General features: G+C 66.2%; 16 protein-coding genes. 8 read left to right on the top strand and 8 right to left on the bottom strand.

Going from position 1 to position 17,862, the window contains the following annotated elements; all coding sequences use genetic code 11:
• Positions 1 to 32: 32 nt before the first annotated feature.
• The 4 genes from pspC to J4O76_RS11195 are packed head-to-tail and all read right to left on the bottom strand — an operon-like array spanning position 33 to position 1,568.
• Entirely contained in the window at positions 33 to 416 is a 384-nt protein-coding gene (gene pspC / locus J4O76_RS11180) for an envelope stress response membrane protein PspC (protein ID WP_056482352.1), read from the bottom strand.
• Position 417: 1 nt separating this feature from the next.
• Positions 418 to 705 carry an envelope stress response membrane protein PspB gene (gene pspB, locus J4O76_RS11185; protein WP_426281896.1) on the bottom strand — a complete coding sequence of 96 codons (288 nt, stop codon included), beginning with the start codon at positions 703 to 705 and terminating at the stop codon, positions 418 to 420.
• A gap of 1 nt (position 706) precedes the next feature.
• A complete protein-coding gene (pspA, locus tag J4O76_RS11190; RefSeq protein ID WP_056482347.1) occupies positions 707 to 1,372 on the bottom strand; it encodes a phage shock protein PspA in 666 nt (221 codons plus the stop codon).
• A gap of 52 nt (positions 1,373 to 1,424) precedes the next feature.
• Positions 1,425 to 1,568 carry a hypothetical protein gene (locus tag J4O76_RS11195; RefSeq protein ID WP_168711631.1) on the bottom strand — a complete coding sequence of 48 codons (144 nt, stop codon included), beginning with the start codon at positions 1,566 to 1,568 and terminating at the stop codon, positions 1,425 to 1,427.
• A 172-nt stretch (positions 1,569 to 1,740) separates the two neighbouring features.
• Here J4O76_RS11195 and pspF point away from each other — a divergent pair, with 172 nt between their 5' ends.
• On the top strand, positions 1,741 to 2,778 hold the full coding sequence (gene pspF / locus J4O76_RS11200) for a phage shock protein operon transcriptional activator (protein WP_107961990.1): 1,038 nt from the start codon (positions 1,741 to 1,743) through the stop codon (positions 2,776 to 2,778).
• Positions 2,779 to 2,907: 129 nt separating this feature from the next.
• Here pspF and J4O76_RS11205 read toward each other — a convergent pair whose 3' ends face one another.
• Positions 2,908 to 4,116, bottom strand: coding sequence for a cation:proton antiporter (locus tag J4O76_RS11205; protein WP_426281897.1), 1,209 nt, complete (start codon positions 4,114 to 4,116; stop codon positions 2,908 to 2,910).
• 248 nt (positions 4,117 to 4,364) lie between these two features.
• Here J4O76_RS11205 and J4O76_RS11210 point away from each other — a divergent pair, with 248 nt between their 5' ends.
• Positions 4,365 to 5,285 (top strand): right-handed parallel beta-helix repeat-containing protein, encoded by a 921-nt coding sequence (locus J4O76_RS11210; RefSeq protein WP_426281898.1) that lies wholly within the window; start codon positions 4,365 to 4,367, stop codon positions 5,283 to 5,285.
• Positions 5,286 to 5,380: 95 nt separating this feature from the next.
• On the opposite strand, the gene J4O76_RS11215 is transcribed toward J4O76_RS11210, so the two are convergent.
• On the bottom strand, positions 5,381 to 7,021 hold the full coding sequence (locus tag J4O76_RS11215; RefSeq protein WP_426281900.1) for an alkaline phosphatase family protein: 1,641 nt from the start codon (positions 7,019 to 7,021) through the stop codon (positions 5,381 to 5,383).
• A gap of 108 nt (positions 7,022 to 7,129) precedes the next feature.
• On the opposite strand from J4O76_RS11215, the gene J4O76_RS11220 reads away from it, so the two are divergent.
• The 4 genes from J4O76_RS11220 to J4O76_RS11235 all read left to right on the top strand — a co-directional run bounded on the left by J4O76_RS11220 (position 7,130) and on the right by J4O76_RS11235 (position 12,676).
• A complete protein-coding gene (locus tag J4O76_RS11220; RefSeq protein ID WP_426281901.1) occupies positions 7,130 to 9,178 on the top strand; it encodes a protein-disulfide reductase DsbD family protein in 2,049 nt (682 codons plus the stop codon).
• A 233-nt stretch (positions 9,179 to 9,411) separates the two neighbouring features.
• The gene (locus J4O76_RS11225; protein WP_426281902.1) at positions 9,412 to 10,932 is read left to right on the top strand and encodes a circularly permuted type 2 ATP-grasp protein; all 1,521 of its coding nucleotides are present in this window, start codon (positions 9,412 to 9,414) and stop codon (positions 10,930 to 10,932) included.
• Entirely contained in the window at positions 10,932 to 11,867 is a 936-nt protein-coding gene (locus J4O76_RS11230; RefSeq protein WP_056048449.1) for an alpha-E domain-containing protein, read from the top strand. Before J4O76_RS11225 ends, J4O76_RS11230 begins: the two co-directional genes overlap by 1 nt.
• Positions 11,867 to 12,676, top strand: coding sequence for a transglutaminase family protein (locus tag J4O76_RS11235; RefSeq protein WP_426281904.1), 810 nt, complete (start codon positions 11,867 to 11,869; stop codon positions 12,674 to 12,676). Before J4O76_RS11230 ends, J4O76_RS11235 begins: the two co-directional genes overlap by 1 nt.
• 266 nt (positions 12,677 to 12,942) lie before the next feature.
• Here J4O76_RS11235 and J4O76_RS11240 read toward each other — a convergent pair whose 3' ends face one another.
• On the bottom strand, positions 12,943 to 13,719 hold the full coding sequence (locus J4O76_RS11240; protein WP_426281906.1) for an arginyltransferase: 777 nt from the start codon (positions 13,717 to 13,719) through the stop codon (positions 12,943 to 12,945).
• Between the two features lie 127 nt (positions 13,720 to 13,846).
• On the bottom strand, positions 13,847 to 15,106 hold the full coding sequence (locus J4O76_RS11245; RefSeq protein ID WP_426281908.1) for a threonine ammonia-lyase: 1,260 nt from the start codon (positions 15,104 to 15,106) through the stop codon (positions 13,847 to 13,849).
• 57 nt (positions 15,107 to 15,163) lie between these two features.
• Between J4O76_RS11245 and J4O76_RS11250 the strand changes: the two genes are divergently transcribed.
• The gene (locus tag J4O76_RS11250; protein ID WP_426281909.1) at positions 15,164 to 16,018 is read left to right on the top strand and encodes an NAD(P)-dependent oxidoreductase; all 855 of its coding nucleotides are present in this window, start codon (positions 15,164 to 15,166) and stop codon (positions 16,016 to 16,018) included.
• Positions 16,019 to 16,191: 173 nt separating this feature from the next.
• Entirely contained in the window at positions 16,192 to 17,862 is a 1,671-nt protein-coding gene (locus tag J4O76_RS11255) for an amidohydrolase (protein ID WP_426281910.1), read from the top strand.

Consider the following 17,862-nt stretch of genomic DNA (forward strand, 5'->3'; position numbering starts at 1 on the left):
GGTATTTCCCCCTTTTCGATCGACGCAGCGTCTCAGCGCAGGCTGTCGATCTCTGCCGCGAGGCTGTTGCTTGAGCGGCTGGTATAGTGCGTCTCGATGTCGGCGAGCCGGCGGTCGATGTCGCGGAACTTGCTGCGGACCTCCGCGGTCGAGCGCTTCGGGTTCGAGCGGACGCCCTGCCAGAACTTCGCGTCGTCGGGCGTCTCGTACAGGCCGATCGGCTTGGCATGGCCCATCCAGGCGACCATCCAATAGGCCAGCAGCGTCCAGGGAAAGCCCCCGGCGAGCGTCAGGACGACCATGCCGACACGGACGAAGAGCGCATCGACGCCAGTATAGTCGGCGATCCCGGCGCAGACGCCCTTCCACTTGGCGTTCTGCTTATCGAGGTAAAACTGTGTGCGGCTGCCGGACATCTCAGTTCCTCCGATCAGAAGTGCGGTCGGACTGAAGGTCCGACAGATACGGCGATTGCGTGGTACCGAGACCCGGCTTCCAGTCGGGATTGTCGGCGGCGATGATCCGTTCGACGGTCATCACGCGGTCTTCGAGGCGGCGGGCGAGCATCTGCATCTCGTCGAGCAGGCGTTCGTCCTCTTCGGTGATCCGCGGCGCCTGCTTCCACTTGGTGATGTAGTGCAGGATCACCCACGGCAGCCCGATGAAGAGCACGGCGCAGACGAGAACGGGCATCAGGTCATCCATCTCAGTCGTCCTTCTTCATGCGCGCCTTGAGCGCGGCGAGCTGGGCGTTGACCTTGTCGTCGCTGCGCAGCTCGGCGATTTCCTCTTCGAGCGTCTTGACGACCCCGAGCCCCATCGCATCCGCGCGGCCCTCGGCCTCGTCGACGCGGCGGTCGAGGATGTCGAAGCGGCTGAACGCCTCGTGCGTCTTCGGGCCGTTGTACATTTCCCGAAGTCGCGTCCGGTTGTTCGCGCTCTCCAGCCGGGTCTGCACCGCGTTCTGCTTGGTGCGTGCCTCGCGGAGCTTGGTCTGGAGTTTGGCGATGTCCTCTTCCGACGCCCGAAGTGCGTCGTCGAGCACGCCAACCTCGGCCTTCAACTGCTCGGCCATGTCGAACGCTTTCTGGCGCTCGACCAAGGCAGCCTTAGCGAGGTCCTCGCGGTCCTTGCTCAGCGCCAGTTCGGCCTTCTCGGTCCAGTTGTCCTGAAGCTGCTCCAGCTTCGAGATATGGCGGCGCATCTCCTTCTGGTCGGCGATGGTGCGCGCAGCGGAGGCGCGAACCTCGACCAATGTTTCCTCCATCTCCAGGATGATCATGCGGATCATCTTCGACGGATCTTCGGCTTTCTCGATGAGATCGGCGAAGTTGGCGGCGACGATGTCGCGGGTGCGGGAAAAGATGCCCATGTAAATCCTACTCCAGGGGTCGGCCCGAGGCTCTTGGCGAGCCGTCGGGGTCTTATGCCACGATTGCGGTGGTTGCCGCGATAGGCGTCATGTTGGTTGCGGTCGCAGGTCCCACGGCGCCGATGACGCAAGTTGCGCTGGCGACGATGGTGCAGAGGGCGGCGACGACGGTGCGGGCGATGGTGGTGTTGAACATGGTGGGTCCCCTTTAAGGATGGTTGGTTCCGCTATTCGGCGGGTTGCCTGAAGCATTGCATCTGTCGTGCCAGTTTCGAAAATGGCGGAATTGCAGGGGTTTGCGCGATTTCAGGTGTTCGGGGCGTGGCGGAAGCTTGCCAAGAGTTGGGAATTCGCGCCACATCTTCGCCATGGAGCGAACCACACAGGTCATCGGCGAGTCCGGCACGTTCATGGCAGCGCTGGAACGCGCCTCGCGGGCGGCGGCTTTGGATCGCCCGGTGCTGGTGATCGGCGAGCGGGGGACGGGCAAGGAACTGGTCGCCGAACGCCTCCACCGCCTGTCGCCGCGATGGGATCAGCCTTTGGTCATCATGAACTGCGCGGCCCTGCCCGAGACGCTGATCGAAGCGGAATTGTTCGGGCATGAGGCTGGCGCGTTCACCGGCGCGACCAAGGCGCGGGTAGGGCGGTTCGAGGAGGCCGATGGCGGGACGCTGTTCCTCGACGAACTCGGCACGTTGTCGATGGCGGCGCAGGACCGGCTGCTGCGCGCGGTCGAATATGGCGAGATCACGCGGATCGGCTCATCGCGGCCGATGCGTGTCGACGTCCGGATCGTGGCGGCGACCAACGAACATCTGCCGGACAAGGTCGACCGCCACGAGTTCCGCGCGGATCTGCTCGATCGCTTGTCGTTCGAGGTGGTAACGTTGCCGCCTCTGCGCGCGCGGACAGGCGACGTGGTGGTACTTGCGGAACATTTCGGCCGGCGCATGGCGTCGGAACTGGGGCGCGAACGCTGGGAAGGCTTCGGCCCGGCAGCGATGGATGCGCTGATCGCGTATCGCTGGCCCGGCAACGTCCGCGAACTGCGCAACGTCGTCGAGCGCGCGGTGTATCGCTGGGAACAGGCGGGACCGATCGATGCTATCGAGATCGACCCGTTTCAGTCGCCACACCGGCCTGGCGCGTCGACTGCGCCGAAGCCAATGGTTGTGGCGCCGCGCGCGGCCGAACCGGACGAAGGTGAGGACCCGGTCGTCGCGTGCGAGGAAGGTCCCTCGGACTTCAAGTCCCGGGTGTCCCGCTTCGAACGCGACTTGCTCTCGCGCGCCCTCTCCGAACACCGCTTCAACCAACGCGCCACCGCCGAAGCCCTAGGCCTGAGTTACGATCAACTCCGCCACGCCCTGAAACGCCACGACCTGCTTAACGCGGGCGGCTAAGCCTACTTCCCCCCTCCCTGAAAGGGAGGGGCCGGGGGTGGGTAGGCTTCCGCATCAGGCGACGTCAGCGGCACAAGCCAGCCGACCCACCCCCAACCCCTCTTTTCCAGGGAGGGGGGAAGAAAAGCGTCACGCGCTCTTCCCCACCAATCCCGCCAGCTTCTTCAACTTCGGCGCGACCACCGGCACGGTTAGCATCGTGCTAGCCAGCGCCATCAGCAGCAGCGCGGTGAACGTCTCATTCGTAATGATCTTCTTATCCAGCAGGATGTTGACGAAGATGATCATGATCAGCGCCTTGGTCTGCAGCAGCCAGCCGATCGCCGACGCCTCGCCCGGCCGCCACTTCAGGATCCGTCCGGCGGCGTGAACCCCAGCCAGCTTGCCGCCGACCGACGCGACCAGCAGCAACGCCGCCGCCCCGAACACCGCATAGCCGCCGACCGCCCACTGCGTCTTCAACCCCGTAGACAGGAAGAACACCGGCATCACCGCGAGCAGCACGAAGTGACGGAACTGGTCCATCTTCGCTGTCGTGAACCACTTGGAGTCGAGCACCGCGCCCGACAGGAACGCGCCGACCATGAAGTGCAGCCCCGCCCAGTCCGCCGCAAACCCGCAGCCGGCAAGCCAGATCAGGCTGACATACCAGCGATCACGCTCTTCGATCCGCTCCATCAGCTTCCGCACCAGCAACGTGGCGACAGCGAACCCGACCAGGAAGCCGCCCTGCCGCCCGACGCGCTCCCAGTCGAGCAGGATCAGCGCGAGCACGCCCCAGATCGCGATGTCGTCGAGGCTCGCATAGCGCAGGATCCGCTGGCCGATCGGCTGACGCAGCACGTCGAGCTTTTCGAGAAACAGCACGAGGATCGGCAAGGCGGTGACTGCGCACGCCATGCCGATACCGAGCACCACCTGCCATGTCGCGCCGTTCGGCCCACGCCACCCTGGGTAGCGCAACATCAATACCGCCGCGATGCTGCCGGTGATCAGCGGCACTGCAAGCGCGAGCCCTGCGGTGACGCCGGTTTCACCGCGCCGCTTCCATGCCTCACCGAGATCGAGTTCGATACCGGCGACCCACACGAACATCATCACCGCCCACCACGCGATGCCGTTCAGCGAACCCAACGTCGCGGGCGTGAAGATCGTCGCATAATAATCGGGATACGCCGCGCCGAGCACGCCGGGCCCCAGCAGGATGCCGCCGATGATCTGCACCACCACCAGCGGCGCCCAGTAATCGGTCCGCCCGAGCCGCCACACCAGATACGGCACGGTGAAGATGATGAGCATCGCAAGGAGGAAGACCTCCGTCGGCGTCATGGCGTGCATGTGGATCCCCCGCGCCGGTCGGTTCCCCCCGCCGGCTTTGTTACGGTAGCGGTATTATGCGGTCGGCGCGGACACGGCAATATGCGGACGCCGGGATTACCCCGCGCCGGTTCATTCTTTCCAATGCTTCATAACGGGACAGGTGTCGTCAAAGAGCGGCGGACAGACTGGTCGAGGCGCGACGTTCCGTGCGATCAGGAAACCGATATCGCCGGCGGGCCACCGCTGCGGAACGAAGAGGATCTCGGATGAAACGATCGTTGCTCGCCCTCGCGCTGTTCGCCGCGCCCGCGTTCGCGCAAAGCTCGGCGCCGTTCACCGTGAACGGGCAGGGGTTCGCGACGTTGCAGGAGGCGGTCTCGTCGATCCGGCTCGGCACCGCGACGATCCTGATCGCACCGGGCACGTACCGGCAATGCGCGGTGCAGGCCGGCGGCCGCATCACCTTCAAGGCGGTCAAGCCCGGCACCGCGATCTTCGAGAAAGTCGCCTGCGAGGACAAGGCCGCGCTGGTCCTGCGCGGGCAGGGCTCGGTCGTCGACGGCCTCGTCTTCCGCGGCTACCGCGTGTCGGACGGCAACGGCGCCGGCATCCGCACCGAGATGGGCGACCTGACCGTCACCAACGCGATGTTCCTCGACAGCCAGGAGGGCATCCTCGGCGGCGAACCTACCGGTCAGAAGATCCTCATCGACCATTCCACCTTCGCCGGGCTTGGCCAGTGCGACGAATCGCCCGGCTGCTCGCACGCGATCTACCTCGCCAACAAGGGCAGCGTGACGATCACCAATTCTCGGTTCGAGCGCGGTACGGGCGGGCATTACGTCAAGCTCCGCGTGCCCAACGTGTCGATCACCGACAACAGCTTCGACGACACCGCGGGCCGCAAGACCAACTACATGATCGACCTCCCCGAAGGCGCCACCGGCCTGATCGCGCGCAACACCTTCGTGCAGGGGCGCAACAAGGAGAACCACACCGGCCTGATCGTGGTCGCGGCAGAGGCGCAGACGTATCGCTCGACCGGGCTACGGGTCGAGGGGAACGACGCGAGACTGTCGCCGGGGGACGGTACGAGCCCGGCGTTTCTGGCGGATTACAGCCACGACAAGCTGGCGCTGGGCGCGAACCGGCTGGGCACCGGGTTACGGGCGTTCGAGACGCGGTAGCTTTCCAAAAAGCATGTTCTCCCGCGAAGGCGGGAGCCCAGACTGGACTCCCGCCTTCGCGGGAGAACATGCTTTGCAATGAAGGTGCGCGGCGCTCAGTTAGCGCAGGTGCTCGCAGCCCCCGGATCGAGATCCAGACACCGCCCATCCAGCCCGCTAACCGGCAACCCGATCGTCGCCGCCAAGGTCGGCACGATATCCACCGTCTCCACCGAAAGCGGTTGCTCGAACCCGGTCATCCCCTTGCGCCAGAACAGGATCGGCACGCGGCGGTCGTAATCCCACGGCGACCCGTGCGTCTCGACATAGCCCCCCGCCGGCGAGACGATCGTCGTCACGCGCGGCTTGAGCAGGACTACCATCTGGCCCGAGCGCTCGGGATAGAACGACGCCCGCGCACGCTCGATCAGCGTCCACGTCTCGGGCGGAGACTTCGCCATCGGCGTCGCCATGATCTCGGCCGCCGAGAAGGCCGCCGCGATCTGCGGCATCGCCCGATAGCGACGCAGCGACTCCGCAAGCACCTTCGCCTGCGTCTTCGCCGGCAGCGTATCGTCGATATACACGTCGCCTTCGGTCCCGAGCAACACGCTCCCCGGCAGCCCCATGTCCTTGGCGATCGCGGTGCCGACCTGCTTGGCGAGCACGTTCTCGTCCATGTGCGCCTCCATCGGCATCGCGCGCTGCTGCTGGCGTTCGGTCGCGTCGTGCGCACCGTGGTCCGCGGTCAGCACCACCTCGTAATCGACCCCAGTCTCGTCCATCACCGCGAAGAAATCACCCAGCGTCTTGTCGAGCTGCGCCATCTGGATGCACATCTCCGACCCCTGCGTCCCGTAGGTGTGCCCGACATAATCGGTCGCCGACGCACCGATATCGATGATGTCGGTCTGCGGACCCTTGCCGAGCTTCATGTCCTGCACCAGCGCCGCCGCCATCGCGAACACCGCTGCGTCGGACGCGGGCGAAACCCGGAAGCCCTTCGCGTCGCCGGCCTCACGCTCGAAGCGCCCCTGACCGTACGTCTTGCCGGCGATAACGATCGGATGGTTCACGCCTGCGCAATAGCCGGGCAGCGGCAGTGCCGCCTGGGGCTTGGCGATCAGCGCGGCGACCGCGTCGCGCGTGCGCTGCACCGCCGGCGGCACCGCGCGGCCCGCATAGGAAACGTACGTCTTGCCGTCCCACCACCAGAGCTCGTCGACCTTGTGGCCGCCCATCATCACCGCCGCGCGATCCTTCCCCGCGACCGATACCGAGCGCGTCCGCGGATCGCGTGCCTTCATCATCTCGCCGAGCGTCGGTACCTTCAAATGCATGTCGGACACGGTGTAGCTGTCGTGCGTGCTGCCGGTGACGCGCTCGTCCTCCGAGCAGTAGACGACCTTGTCGGGCCGTCCGGCGCGCTGGTCGATCCAGTTGTTGGCGATGATGCCCGTATGCGCGGGCCGCATGCCGGTCAGGATCGTCGAGTGGCCCGGGCACGTCTCGGTCGCCGCATGGCTCTGATACCCGCTCGGGAACACCGCGCCGTTCAGCAGCCGCGTGAAGCCGCCGATATAATGGTTGCGATATTGCTGGAACAGGTCGGCGGCGAACTGGTCGACCGAGATCGCGACGATCAGTTTTGGCGGGGTCGTCGGAGTCGCCGGCGCAGGTGGCGCGGGTGTCGGTGAGGTCTGGGCAGAGACCGAAGCGGCCGAAGTCAGCAGGATCGCGGCGATAAGTGCTTTCACGAACAGTCCTTTAGCAAGCGAAGACCATCGAGCGCGGCCGTCGCTTTGAAGTGCAATACGACAAGGTCACCGCTATGGCTTTACGCGATGAACGAAACAAGGATGGCCATGCGCGGATTACGTTGCGTCCTCATGACGGTCTTGCTGGCCGTCTGCGGGCTGGCGAGTGCGCCCGCGCTTGCGGAATCGCTGAACGGCTCCAGCCAGCATCTGATGATGAAGCTGGTCGCCGAGAGCGATCACCCGAAGGCCGGCGCGCCGCTGACGATCGCGCTCGCGACGACGCCCGAGACCGGCTGGCACGGCTATTGGCGCAATCCCGGCGATGCGGGTTTTCCCGCGACGTTCGACTGGACACTGCCGACGGGTGCGAAGGCGGGCGAGCCCGAATGGCCGGTGCCGACGACGCTGCTGATCGCTGGCCTAATGAACTATGTCTACGAGGCGCCCTATGCGCCGCTCGTGACGATCCAGGTACCGGCCGGGCTGGCCGAGGGCACGAAATTCCCGATCCGCCTGAAGACGAGCTATCTCGTCTGCTCGGCAACGATCTGCGTTCCCGAGGAAAAGGCACTATCGCTCGACCTCACGATCGGTGACGGCGCGCCATCGCAGGCCGCCGCGTTCGCAGGCTGGCGTCAGGCGATCCCCAAGCCACTCGACGCCGGTGCGACCTATGCAGCGAGCAACGGGACGATGCGGATCGCGGTGCCGTTCCCGGCGAGCGCGAAAGCCGACAAGGCGTATTTCTTCCCCGTCAACACCAGTGCGATCGAGAATGGCGCGCCGCAGACCGTCACGCGCGACGGCGACCGGCTGACGATAACGACGAAGGTTGCGGCGAACGCGAAGACCGGCGGCCCGATCGAGGGCGTGCTCCGGATCGGCGACGGACAGGGGCTCGGCGTCAAGGCGACGCCCGGTGCGGTGGCCGAAGCGGCCGGCGGCGGCGAGACGGGCGCGAATGGCGAGAGCCTCTGGCTGACCGCGCTGATCGCGTTCGCCGGTGCGGTGCTTGGCGGCCTGATCCTCAACATCATGCCCTGCGTGTTCCCGATCCTCAGCCTCAAGGCACTCAGCCTCGCCCGCGGTGGTGCCAGCGAGAAGGACGCGCGCGGCGAGGCCTTGGCCTACACCGCAGGCGTCGTGCTGGTCTGCCTCGGCCTCGGTGGCGCGATCCTGGCCTTGCGCGCAGGCGGATCCGCGGTCGGCTGGGCGTTCCAGTTGCAGCATCCCGGCGCGATCGTCGCGCTGCTGCTGCTGAGCACCGCGATCGCGTTCAACCTCGCCGGACTGTTCGAGGTCCCGACCCCACGCTTTGCCGGCGAGAGCGGCGCCAGCGGCGCATTCGCGACCGGCGCACTCGCCGCGTTCATCGCAACGCCGTGCACCGGGCCGTTCATGGGCGCAGCGCTCGGCGCGGCGCTGGTGCTGCCGTGGCCGGCGGCGCTCGCCGTGTTCGGCGGGCTCGGCATCGGCTTGTCGCTCCCGTTCCTCGCGATCGGGTTCATCCCGTCGTGGCGGCGCTGGCTGCCCAAGCCCGGCGTCTGGATGGAGACGTTCCGCCACATCCTGTCGGTGCCGATGTTCCTCACCGCGATCGCGCTGGGCTGGGTGCTCGGGCGCCAGACCGGCGTGGATACGCTGACGCTCGCGCTGGTCGCGGTGCTGGCGGTCGGCGCGGTGCTGTGGATTGGCGGCTCGCGTCAGCGCAAGGGCAAGTCGTTCGGCGTGGTCGCGCAGGTCCTGCTGCTCGTCGTGTTCGTCGGTAGCGCAGTATTGATCTCGCGCGCGCCACCAGTGTCCGCGAAAGTAGCGACCGCGGGCGACGAGGCGTTCACCGAGGCCAAGCTCGCCTCGCTGCGCGCCGAAAAGCGCCCGGTGTTCGTCTACTTCACCGCCGACTGGTGCCTGACGTGCAAGGTCAACGAGAAGGCGGCGATCGACACCGCCGGCGTCCGCGACGCCTTCGCCAAGCACAAGGTCGCGGCGCTGATCGGCGACTGGACCGACGGCGACCCGGTAATGGGCCGCTTCATCCAGGCCCACAACCGCGCCGGCGTGCCGCTGTACCTATACTACGCACCAGGCGCAGCCGAGCCCACCGTGTTGCCGCAGGTTCTGACACCGGGTCTGCTCGTAGGCCTTGGCGCCTAACCACGATCCTCCCCCGCCAGGGGGAGGTGGCTGGCACTTGCCAGACGGAGGGGGAGGTAAGGGAAACCGCTGTTCCGTGTCCTCCCCCTCCGTCACCTGCGGTGCCACCTCCCCGTTGCGGGGGAGGATTAACCGCAGCCAGCCTACTAATGCTTGCGCATTCAGACCTTGTGCAGCGCAGCGATGCGTTGCAGCATGGAACCGCAACGCTTGATGGGGAATTGACCGTTTCGATGGGGAAACAAGCGTTCGACGAGATCATGGGCACACCGGGCGACACGACCGCCCGGCCCGAACTGGCGGCTCTCGGCAAGTGGATCGAGGATACGCCCGACGCCGAGCTGCGACGCCGGCAGGAAGCCGCCGAGACGACGTTCCGGCAACTCGGCATTACCTTCGCGGTCTACGGCGAGAACGAGGCAGCCGAGCGGATCATCCCGTTCGACATCGTCCCGCGCGTATTCCTGCATGACGAATGGACGCGGCTTTCAGAAGGTCTCGTCCAGCGCGTCGAGGCGATCAACGCATTCCTCGACGACATCTACGGCGAACGACGCATCCTGAAGGAGGGTATCCTTCCCGAAGACCTCGTGCTCGGCAACGCGCAGTTCCGGCCCGAGATTGCCGGTATCCGCCCGCCGCACGGTGTATGGGCGCATATATGTGGGATTGATCTCGTCCGCACCGGCCCCGACGACTTCTTCGTGCTCGAAGACAACGCCCGCACGCCGTCCGGCGTAAGCTACATGCTAGAGAACCGGGAGGCGATGCTCCGGCTCTGCCCCGAGCTGTTCCGCGAGTTCCGCGTCGCTGCGGTCGACAGCTATCCTGACCTCCTGCTCGAAACGATGAAGTCGGTGGCGCCACACGGCACCGGCTCCAACCCGACCTGCGTGCTGCTGACCCCCGGCCACTACAACTCCGCCTATTACGAGCACAGCTTCCTCGCGGACTCGATGGGCATCGAACTCGTCGAAGCCGCCGATCTGGTGGTCGATGACGACATCGTCTGGATGCGGACGATCGCGGGGCGTGTGAAGGTCGACGTGATCTATCGCCGGATCGACGATGATTATCTCGATCCGCTCGTGTTCCGTCCGGACTCCGCGCTGGGCGTGCCCGGTCTGATCGCAGCCTACGCCGCCGGCAACGTCGCGATCATGAACGCGCCGGGCAACGGCATCGCCGACGACAAGGCGATCTACAGCTACATGCCCGACATCGTGAAGTTCTACTCGGGCGGCGAGTGCAAACTCCGCAACGTCGAGACGTGGCGCTGTCGCGAACCGCAGGCGTTGAAGTTCGTCCTCGACAATCTCGAAGACGTCGTCGTCAAGCTGGTCGACGGCTCGGGCGGCTACGGCATGCTCGTCGGCCCGACCGCGTCCAAGCAGGAGATCGAGGACTTCCGCGCCGCGCTCATTGCGGAACCACATCGCTACATCGCCCAACCGACGCTCGCTCTGTCGACCGTCCCGACGATGGCGAAAGGCGGCCTCAGCCCCCGCCACGTCGACTTCCGCCCCTTCGTCCTGAGCGGCGCGAAGGGCGTCCAGGTCGTCCCCGGTGGCCTCACCCGCGTCGCGCTCAAGGAAGGATCGCTCGTGGTCAATTCCAGCCAGGGCGGCGGCACCAAGGACAGTTTCGTCTTGATGGCCGACCAGTCGCAGCGAATGAACGCCGGCGGGATGACGCAGACGATGGGCGGCATGACGCAGACCCTCGGTGCCCAGACGTCCGGCGGGACCGCCTGATGCTCTCGCGCACCGCATCCTCGCTCTACTGGCTCGGCCGCTATTTCGAGCGCGCCGACTTCATCGCCCGGCTCGTCGAAGCCACCGTCCGCCTCGACGTGCTCTCGTCGCAACCCTCGGGCGACGCCGCCTGGGCGTCCGCGCTGGCCGTCACCGAGACCGACGAGGCTTTCGCCGCGACCGGCGTCGAGATCGGCCAGCGCGACGTCGTCCGGTTCCTGACGCTCGATTCGAGTCATCCGGGATCGATCGTCCGTTGCCTCGACATGGCGCGCAACAACGCCAAGGCGGTCCGCACCGCGCTGACCCGCGAGGCGTGGACCGCGATCAACCGCGCATGGTTGCTGTTCGAGAACCGCGCCACGCCCGGCAGCACGACCTCGCAGCTGAACCTCGTCGAGGCGGTCAAGAACGAGACGCGCGGCTTCGAAGGCGCGGTCCACCGCATGCTCCGCAACCAGACGACGTGGTTCATACGTCTCGGTCAAGCGGTCGAGCGCGCGGACAACACCGCACGTTTGCTCGACGTCAAATATCACATCCTGCTGCCCGAGGGCGAACGGCTCGGCGGTGCGATCGATCGCGATCAGTGGACGACGATCCTCCAGACCGTGTCCGCCGTCACCGCCTATCGCTGGCTCTACAATGACGGGCTGCGGCCTGCCGACGTCATCGACCTTCTGCTGGCGCGTTCCGAGCTGCCGCGCAGTCTGGCCGCGTCGGTCGAGGAGACGGTCGACGTGCTCAACCTGCTCGCCAAGCGGACGGGCAACCACGGCGAGGCCGACCGGATGGCCCGGATGCGGGCGTCGCGAATGGCGAAGACGCGATCGGGAGAGGTCATCGCCTCCGGGCTGCACCAGTATCTGCAAGCATTCATCGCCGAGAACGCGCTGCTGCACGGCGCGATCGGCCGTCAGTTCAAGTTCCTCTGATGCGGCTGTCGATCGATCATCACACGATCTACCGCTTCGCACAGCCGCAGGGCCGGCTGGTGCAGATGCTCCGGCTGACACCCGAGAACACGCATGACCAGACGATTGCGTCGTGGCGGATCGACGTCGATTGCGACGCGCGGCTGCGGCCGGGGCGCGACGGCTTCGGCAACGCGGTGACGATGCTGTATGCCGAAGGGCCGGTCGACGGGATCGAGATCACCGTAAAAGGCGAGGTGCTGACCAGCCATTCGGACGGCGTCCTGCACGGCGTGCACGAAACCCTCCCACCCGCGCTGTTCCTCCGGTCCACTGAGGCGACCATCCTCGATACGGCCATCGCGAAGTTCGCCGCCAATGCAGCCGAGGGCGCACGCGACCGGATCGGCGCGCTACATAGGTTGAACCGTGCGTTTCATAAGCGGTTTGCGTTTGATGCCGGGCGTCCCGAACCCGGTCGGACGGCCGCTGCGGCGTTTCGCATGGACAGCGCTACGCCGCGTGACATGGCGCAGATGTTCGCCGTCGCCGCGCGGTCGCTCGGGGCGCCGGCGCGGTATGTGTCGGGGTATCATCACAACGATCACGAGGTCGTGCATCTGCCGACGCCGCACGGCTGGGCGGAGGCGTTCGTCGATGGGCTCGGCTGGGTCGGGTTCGATCCGTGCACGGGGATGTCGCCGGAGGAGCATTACGTCCGCGTCGCGATGGCGCTGGATGCGGCGGGAGCCGCGCCGGTGGCGGGGTCGAGGTTGGGCGAAGGCGGGGAGGAACTCGACGTCGACGTCGTGGTGCAGCGGGAAGACTAAGCTTTAAAATTTGTTTCCCCGCGAAGGCGGGTACCCAGACTGGGCTCCCGCCTTCGCGGGAGAACAAGGGGGCGACCGCAGGAGACAAAAAGGCGACGGATTTCTCGCGATGCACCACCCCGGCGAAGGCCGGGGCCCAATTGGCAAGGTGGTCGTAACGGAGGGCCGCACTCAATTAGCGGCGTTTCCCAATTGGACCCCGGCCTTCGCCGGGGTGGTGGTTCTTGAGGTGGGCTAACAAGCTCGGCAACCACCTCTGACAGAATTCAAACCAACGCCGCAACCCGCGCAGCCTTCGTCACCAGATCCGCATCCTCTAACCGCCGCCACCCCGCCGGCCCCAGAACCTCCAGCGGCCGATACCGCGTCTTGTACTCCATCCGCGGCGAGCCCTTCACCCAGTATCCAAGATACACGTACGGCAGCCCCGCATCGCGCGCGCGGAGGATGTGGTCCATGATGATGAAATTACCGAACCCCGGTCGCGCCGTGTCATCGGCCGCGAAGAAACTGTAGACCATCGACAACCCGTCCGCCTGCCGATCGGTCAGGCACGCACCGATCAGCGCGCCCTGCACACCGTCGACACTCGGCTCGCGATACTCGACGATCACCGAATTGACCGGCGAATGCTCGATCATGTCGGCGTAATCGTCCTCGTCCATCCCCGCCATGCCGCCGCCAGGATGACGCGTGCCGAGGTAACGCCGCAGCAACTGGAACTGCTCGTCGGTCGCCCACGCCTTGCACGCAGTCACCTCGATATCGCCGAGCCGCTTCAGCAGTTTACGCTGCGTCGCGTTGGGCACGAATTCGTCGGTCACCACACGGACCGAGACGCACGCGATACACCCCGCGCACGACGGCCGATACGCTACCCCCTGGCTGCGACGAAAGCCGATCCGCCCCAGCGCGTCGTTCAGCTCGTTCGCATGCGGACCGGTCAGTTCGGTGAACACCTTGCGCTCCTGCCGATCCGGCAGATACGGGCACGGCGCAGGGCTGGTGACGAAAAAGCGCGGGAAACGGAAAGGCGCGGTCACCGAGCGAAAAGTCCTTCAGGCAGGCGCGATCAGCCGCGTCGCCCCGTATATGGCCGCCCTGTGGCGACGTGCAATCGGTTTACCACGAATGTCGGTTAACGCGTTAAATCACCGTATCAGAATGGGATTATGCCAATTCGACGGTCGACGTCTCGTATCCGCCAGCCCGCAGTGCCCCCACCAGCCGATCGAGATGCGCACGGTCGCGAAGCTCGCATTCGATGTCGGTGATGAGCCCCTTCGCCGGCAGCGTCGTGAAGACGCGCTGGTGATAGATCTCGATGATGTTGACGCGTTCCTGGTCGAAGATCCGCGCGACATGGAACAGCGCGCCCGGCTTGTCCTGCAACCGGATCCGCAGCCGTGCGAGGCGCCCCGACCGCGCCAGATCGCGCAACAGCACGTTGGCGAGCAACCGCGTATCGATATTGCCGCCGCACAGCACGATCCCGACGGTCTTCCCCGCGAACCGCTGGGGATGCGACAGCAGCGCGGCGAGCCCGGCGGCACCCGCACCCTCGACTACCGTCTTCTCGATCTGCAGCAGCAGGCTGACCGATTCCTCAAGGCTGCGCTCGCTGACAAGAACGATGTCATCGACCAGCTCGGCAACGATCTTCGAGGTGATCGCACCCGGCTCCTTGACCGCGATGCCCTCGGCCAGCGTATCGCCGGCGCAGGCCATGTCCGTGCCGTTGATCCGGTTGTACATAGACGGGAACAGCTCGGCCTGCACGCCGACGACCTCGATCGGGTGTCCGCCGGCCTGCTGGCTCAACGCGCGCGCGACTGTCGACATGCCCGAGATCAGCCCGCCGCCGCCGATCGGGATGACCAAAGTATCGAGCTGCGGCACGTCCTCCAGCATCTCGATCGCAACGGTGCCCTGGCCGGCGATGACGCGCGGGTCGTCGAACGGGTGGACGAAGGTAAAGCCGCACTCACCTTCGAGGATGCGAGCGTGTGCGTAAGCCGCGTCGAACGTTTCGCCGTGTAGTACGACGTTGGCGCCGTGGCCTTCGGTCTGCATGACCTTCACGGTCGGCGTGTTGGTCGGCATCACGATCGTCGTCGGAATGCCCAGGCGGTTGGCATGATAGGCGAGGCCCTGCGCGTGATTGCCCGCCGACGCGGCGATGACGCCCTTCGCGCGCGCCTCGGCCGACAGCTGCAACAGCGTGTTGAGCGCACCGCGCTCCTTGTACGCCGCGGTGAACTGCAGGTTCTCGAACTTCAGATACACCGTCGCGCCGGTCATCTTGCTCAGCGTCTTGCTGATCAGCGTCGGCGTGCGAACGATCGAGTCGCGGATCCGGTCATGCGCGACGCGGACGTCGTCGATCGAGACGGGGAGGGTGGGTGCCGCTACGGCAGCGTGGGTAGCCATGCCCGACCCGCTAGACCATCTGGCGCGCATGGGAAACACCGCTTATGCGCGGACGCTATGGCAAAACTGGCATTCATCGGAACCGGCGTCATGGGCGCGCCGATGGCGGGACACCTCGCCGCGGCAGGGCACGACGTCACCGTCTACAATCGGACTCAGGCCAAGGCGTTGGCATGGGCCGAAAAATATGGTGGCAAGGTCGCTGACACGCCCGGCGCTGCGGCGAAGGATGCTGATGCGGTGTTCGCCTGCGTCGGCAACGACGACGATCTTGCCTCAGTCACTCTTGGCGAAGACGGCGCGTTCGCCGCGATGCGCGACGACGCCGTGTTCGTCGATCACACTACCGTCTCGGCCTCGATCGCGCGACGCCTCGCGGGTGAGCGTGCGCTGGTAGTCGACGCACCGGTATCGGGCGGACAGGCTGGCGCGGAGAACGGCAAGCTCTCGATCATGTGCGGCGGCTCGGCCGATGCGATGGCAAAGGCCGAACCGTTCATGCAGGCCTATGCCGCACGCATCGTCCACGTCGGCGAGGCAGGCGCGGGCCAGACCACCAAGATGTGCAACCAGATCGCTATTGCCGGCGTGATCCAAGGCGTCGCCGAATCGCTGCGGTTCGCGCAAAATTCTGGTCTCGATCTCGACAAGGTGTTCGAGGCGATCTCGGGCGGCGCGGCGCAGAGCTGGCAGATGGTCAATCGCTGGCCAACGATGGCGAAGGACGAATTCGACTTCGGTTTCGCGGTCGACTGGATGCGCAAGGATCTCGGGCTGGCCCTAGACGAGGCGCGACGCAACGGCGCTGTGCTGCCGGTCGCAGCGCTGGTCGATCAATTCTACGCCGATGTTCAGGCGATGGGCGGCGCCCGCCAGGATACGAGCGCGCTGGTACGGAGATTGCCGAAGTGATCAAGCGCAACACCACAGCACTGCTCCCCTGCATCGAGAATGCCTTCGTCACTGCAACACTGCTCCCCTCCCTGGAAGGGAGGGGCCGGGGGTGGGTTGGCCCGTCGTTCAGGCGGCACGTTGCCCCAACCAGCCGACCCACCCCCAACCCCTCCCTTTCAGGGAGGGGAGCATTGTTGGCTCTTTCGGCGCTACTCCTTCCGACTCCCGCGCTCGCCGACGGGATCGTCGACAACGTCAACGGGGTCACCATTGCTGACGGCGGACGCGTGATCCACTTCAAGGCGATCCTCGTAGACAAGGATGGTCGCGTCACGCGGCTCGTCCCCCCCGGCGAGGAAGCGCCCAAGCTGAGCCGCAAGGAACTCAAGAAGAACGCTGGCAAGCCGCTGTACGACTGGCGCGTCGACCTGGGGGGCAAGACGGTGTTGCCGGGCTTCATCGACGCGCACGGCCATGTCCTCGAGATGGGCTTCGGCGCGCTGTCGCTCGACCTGTCGATGACCAAGTCGCTCGACGAGGCGAAGTCGCGAATCGCCGCTTACATCGCCGGCAACCCCGATCGCAAATGGGTCCTGGGCCGCGGCTGGAACCAGGAGGCGTGGGGGCTGGGTCGCTTCCCGACCGCCGCCGATCTGGAGTCCGTCTCCGGCGGCCACCCGATCTGGCTGTCGCGCGCCGACGGGCATGCCGGCTGGGCGAACCGCGAGGCGATGCGCGAGGCCGGGGTCACCGGCGCGACCGTATCGCCGGCGGGCGGGCGGATCGAGAAGACCGGCGGCGCCCCCGCGGGCGTATTCGTCGACGGCGCGCAAGGACTGATCGAGAAGGTCGTGCCGCAGCCACTGCCCAAGGAGCGCGATGCCGCGTTCCTGACCGCGCAACGCATCCTGCTCGGCTACGGCGTCACCGCGGTCGCCGACATGGGCACGACGCTCGACGACTGGCTGACCTATCGCCGGATGGCGGACATCGGCGGGCTTCGCGTCCGCATCATGAGCTATGCGATGGGCGTCGAGACCGCGAGCCGGATCGGCGGCAAGGGGCCGACGCCGTGGCTGTACAATGATCACCTGCGGATGGGCGGCGTGAAGCTCTATGCCGATGGTGCGCTCGGCTCGCGCGGTGCGTGGTTGCTGAAGCCCTACTCGGACGCACCGGGCCAGTCGGGGCTCGGCTTCCTGACCGACGATCAGCTTCAGAACCAGATGAGCCGCGCGGCGATGGACGGGTTCCAGGTTGCGGTCCATGCGATCGGCGACAAGGCGAACCGGGAGGTGCTCGACGCGATCCAGGTCGAGAGCGAGACCTACACCGGCGATCGCCGCTGGCGGATCGAGCATGCGCAGATCGTCGATCCGACCGACCTGCCGCGCTTCGGCAAGTTCGGCACGATCGCCTCGATGCAGCCCACGCACGAAACCAGCGACCGGACGATGGCCGAGGCACGGTTAGGGCCGAACCGGTTGGCCGGCGCCTATGCGTGGAAATCGATGCTGACCAACGGCGCGAAGCTCGCCTTCGGGACCGACTTTCCCGTCGAGAAGCCCGATCCGTTCGCGACTTGGGCGGCGGCGTTCACCCGTCAGGATGCCGATGGGCAACCACAAGGTGGCTGGCAGCCGCAGGAACTCGTCACGCGCGAACAGGCGTGGTGGGCGATGACCGGTGCGGCCGCCTATGCCGGGTTCGCCGAGAAGCAGTTCGGTGCGCTCGCGCCCGGCCAGCGTGCGGACTTCATCGTCGTCGACCGCGACCCGACAATGGCCTCGCCGACCGACCTACGCGCGACCAAGGTCAGCGAGACGTGGATCGGCGGCGAAAAGGTCTGGGTGCGCAAGTAA

Origin of the sequence: Sphingomonas sp. NFX23 (assembly GCF_049887795.1) — a bacterium.
Taxonomy (GTDB): Bacteria; Pseudomonadota; Alphaproteobacteria; order Sphingomonadales; family Sphingomonadaceae; genus Sphingomonas.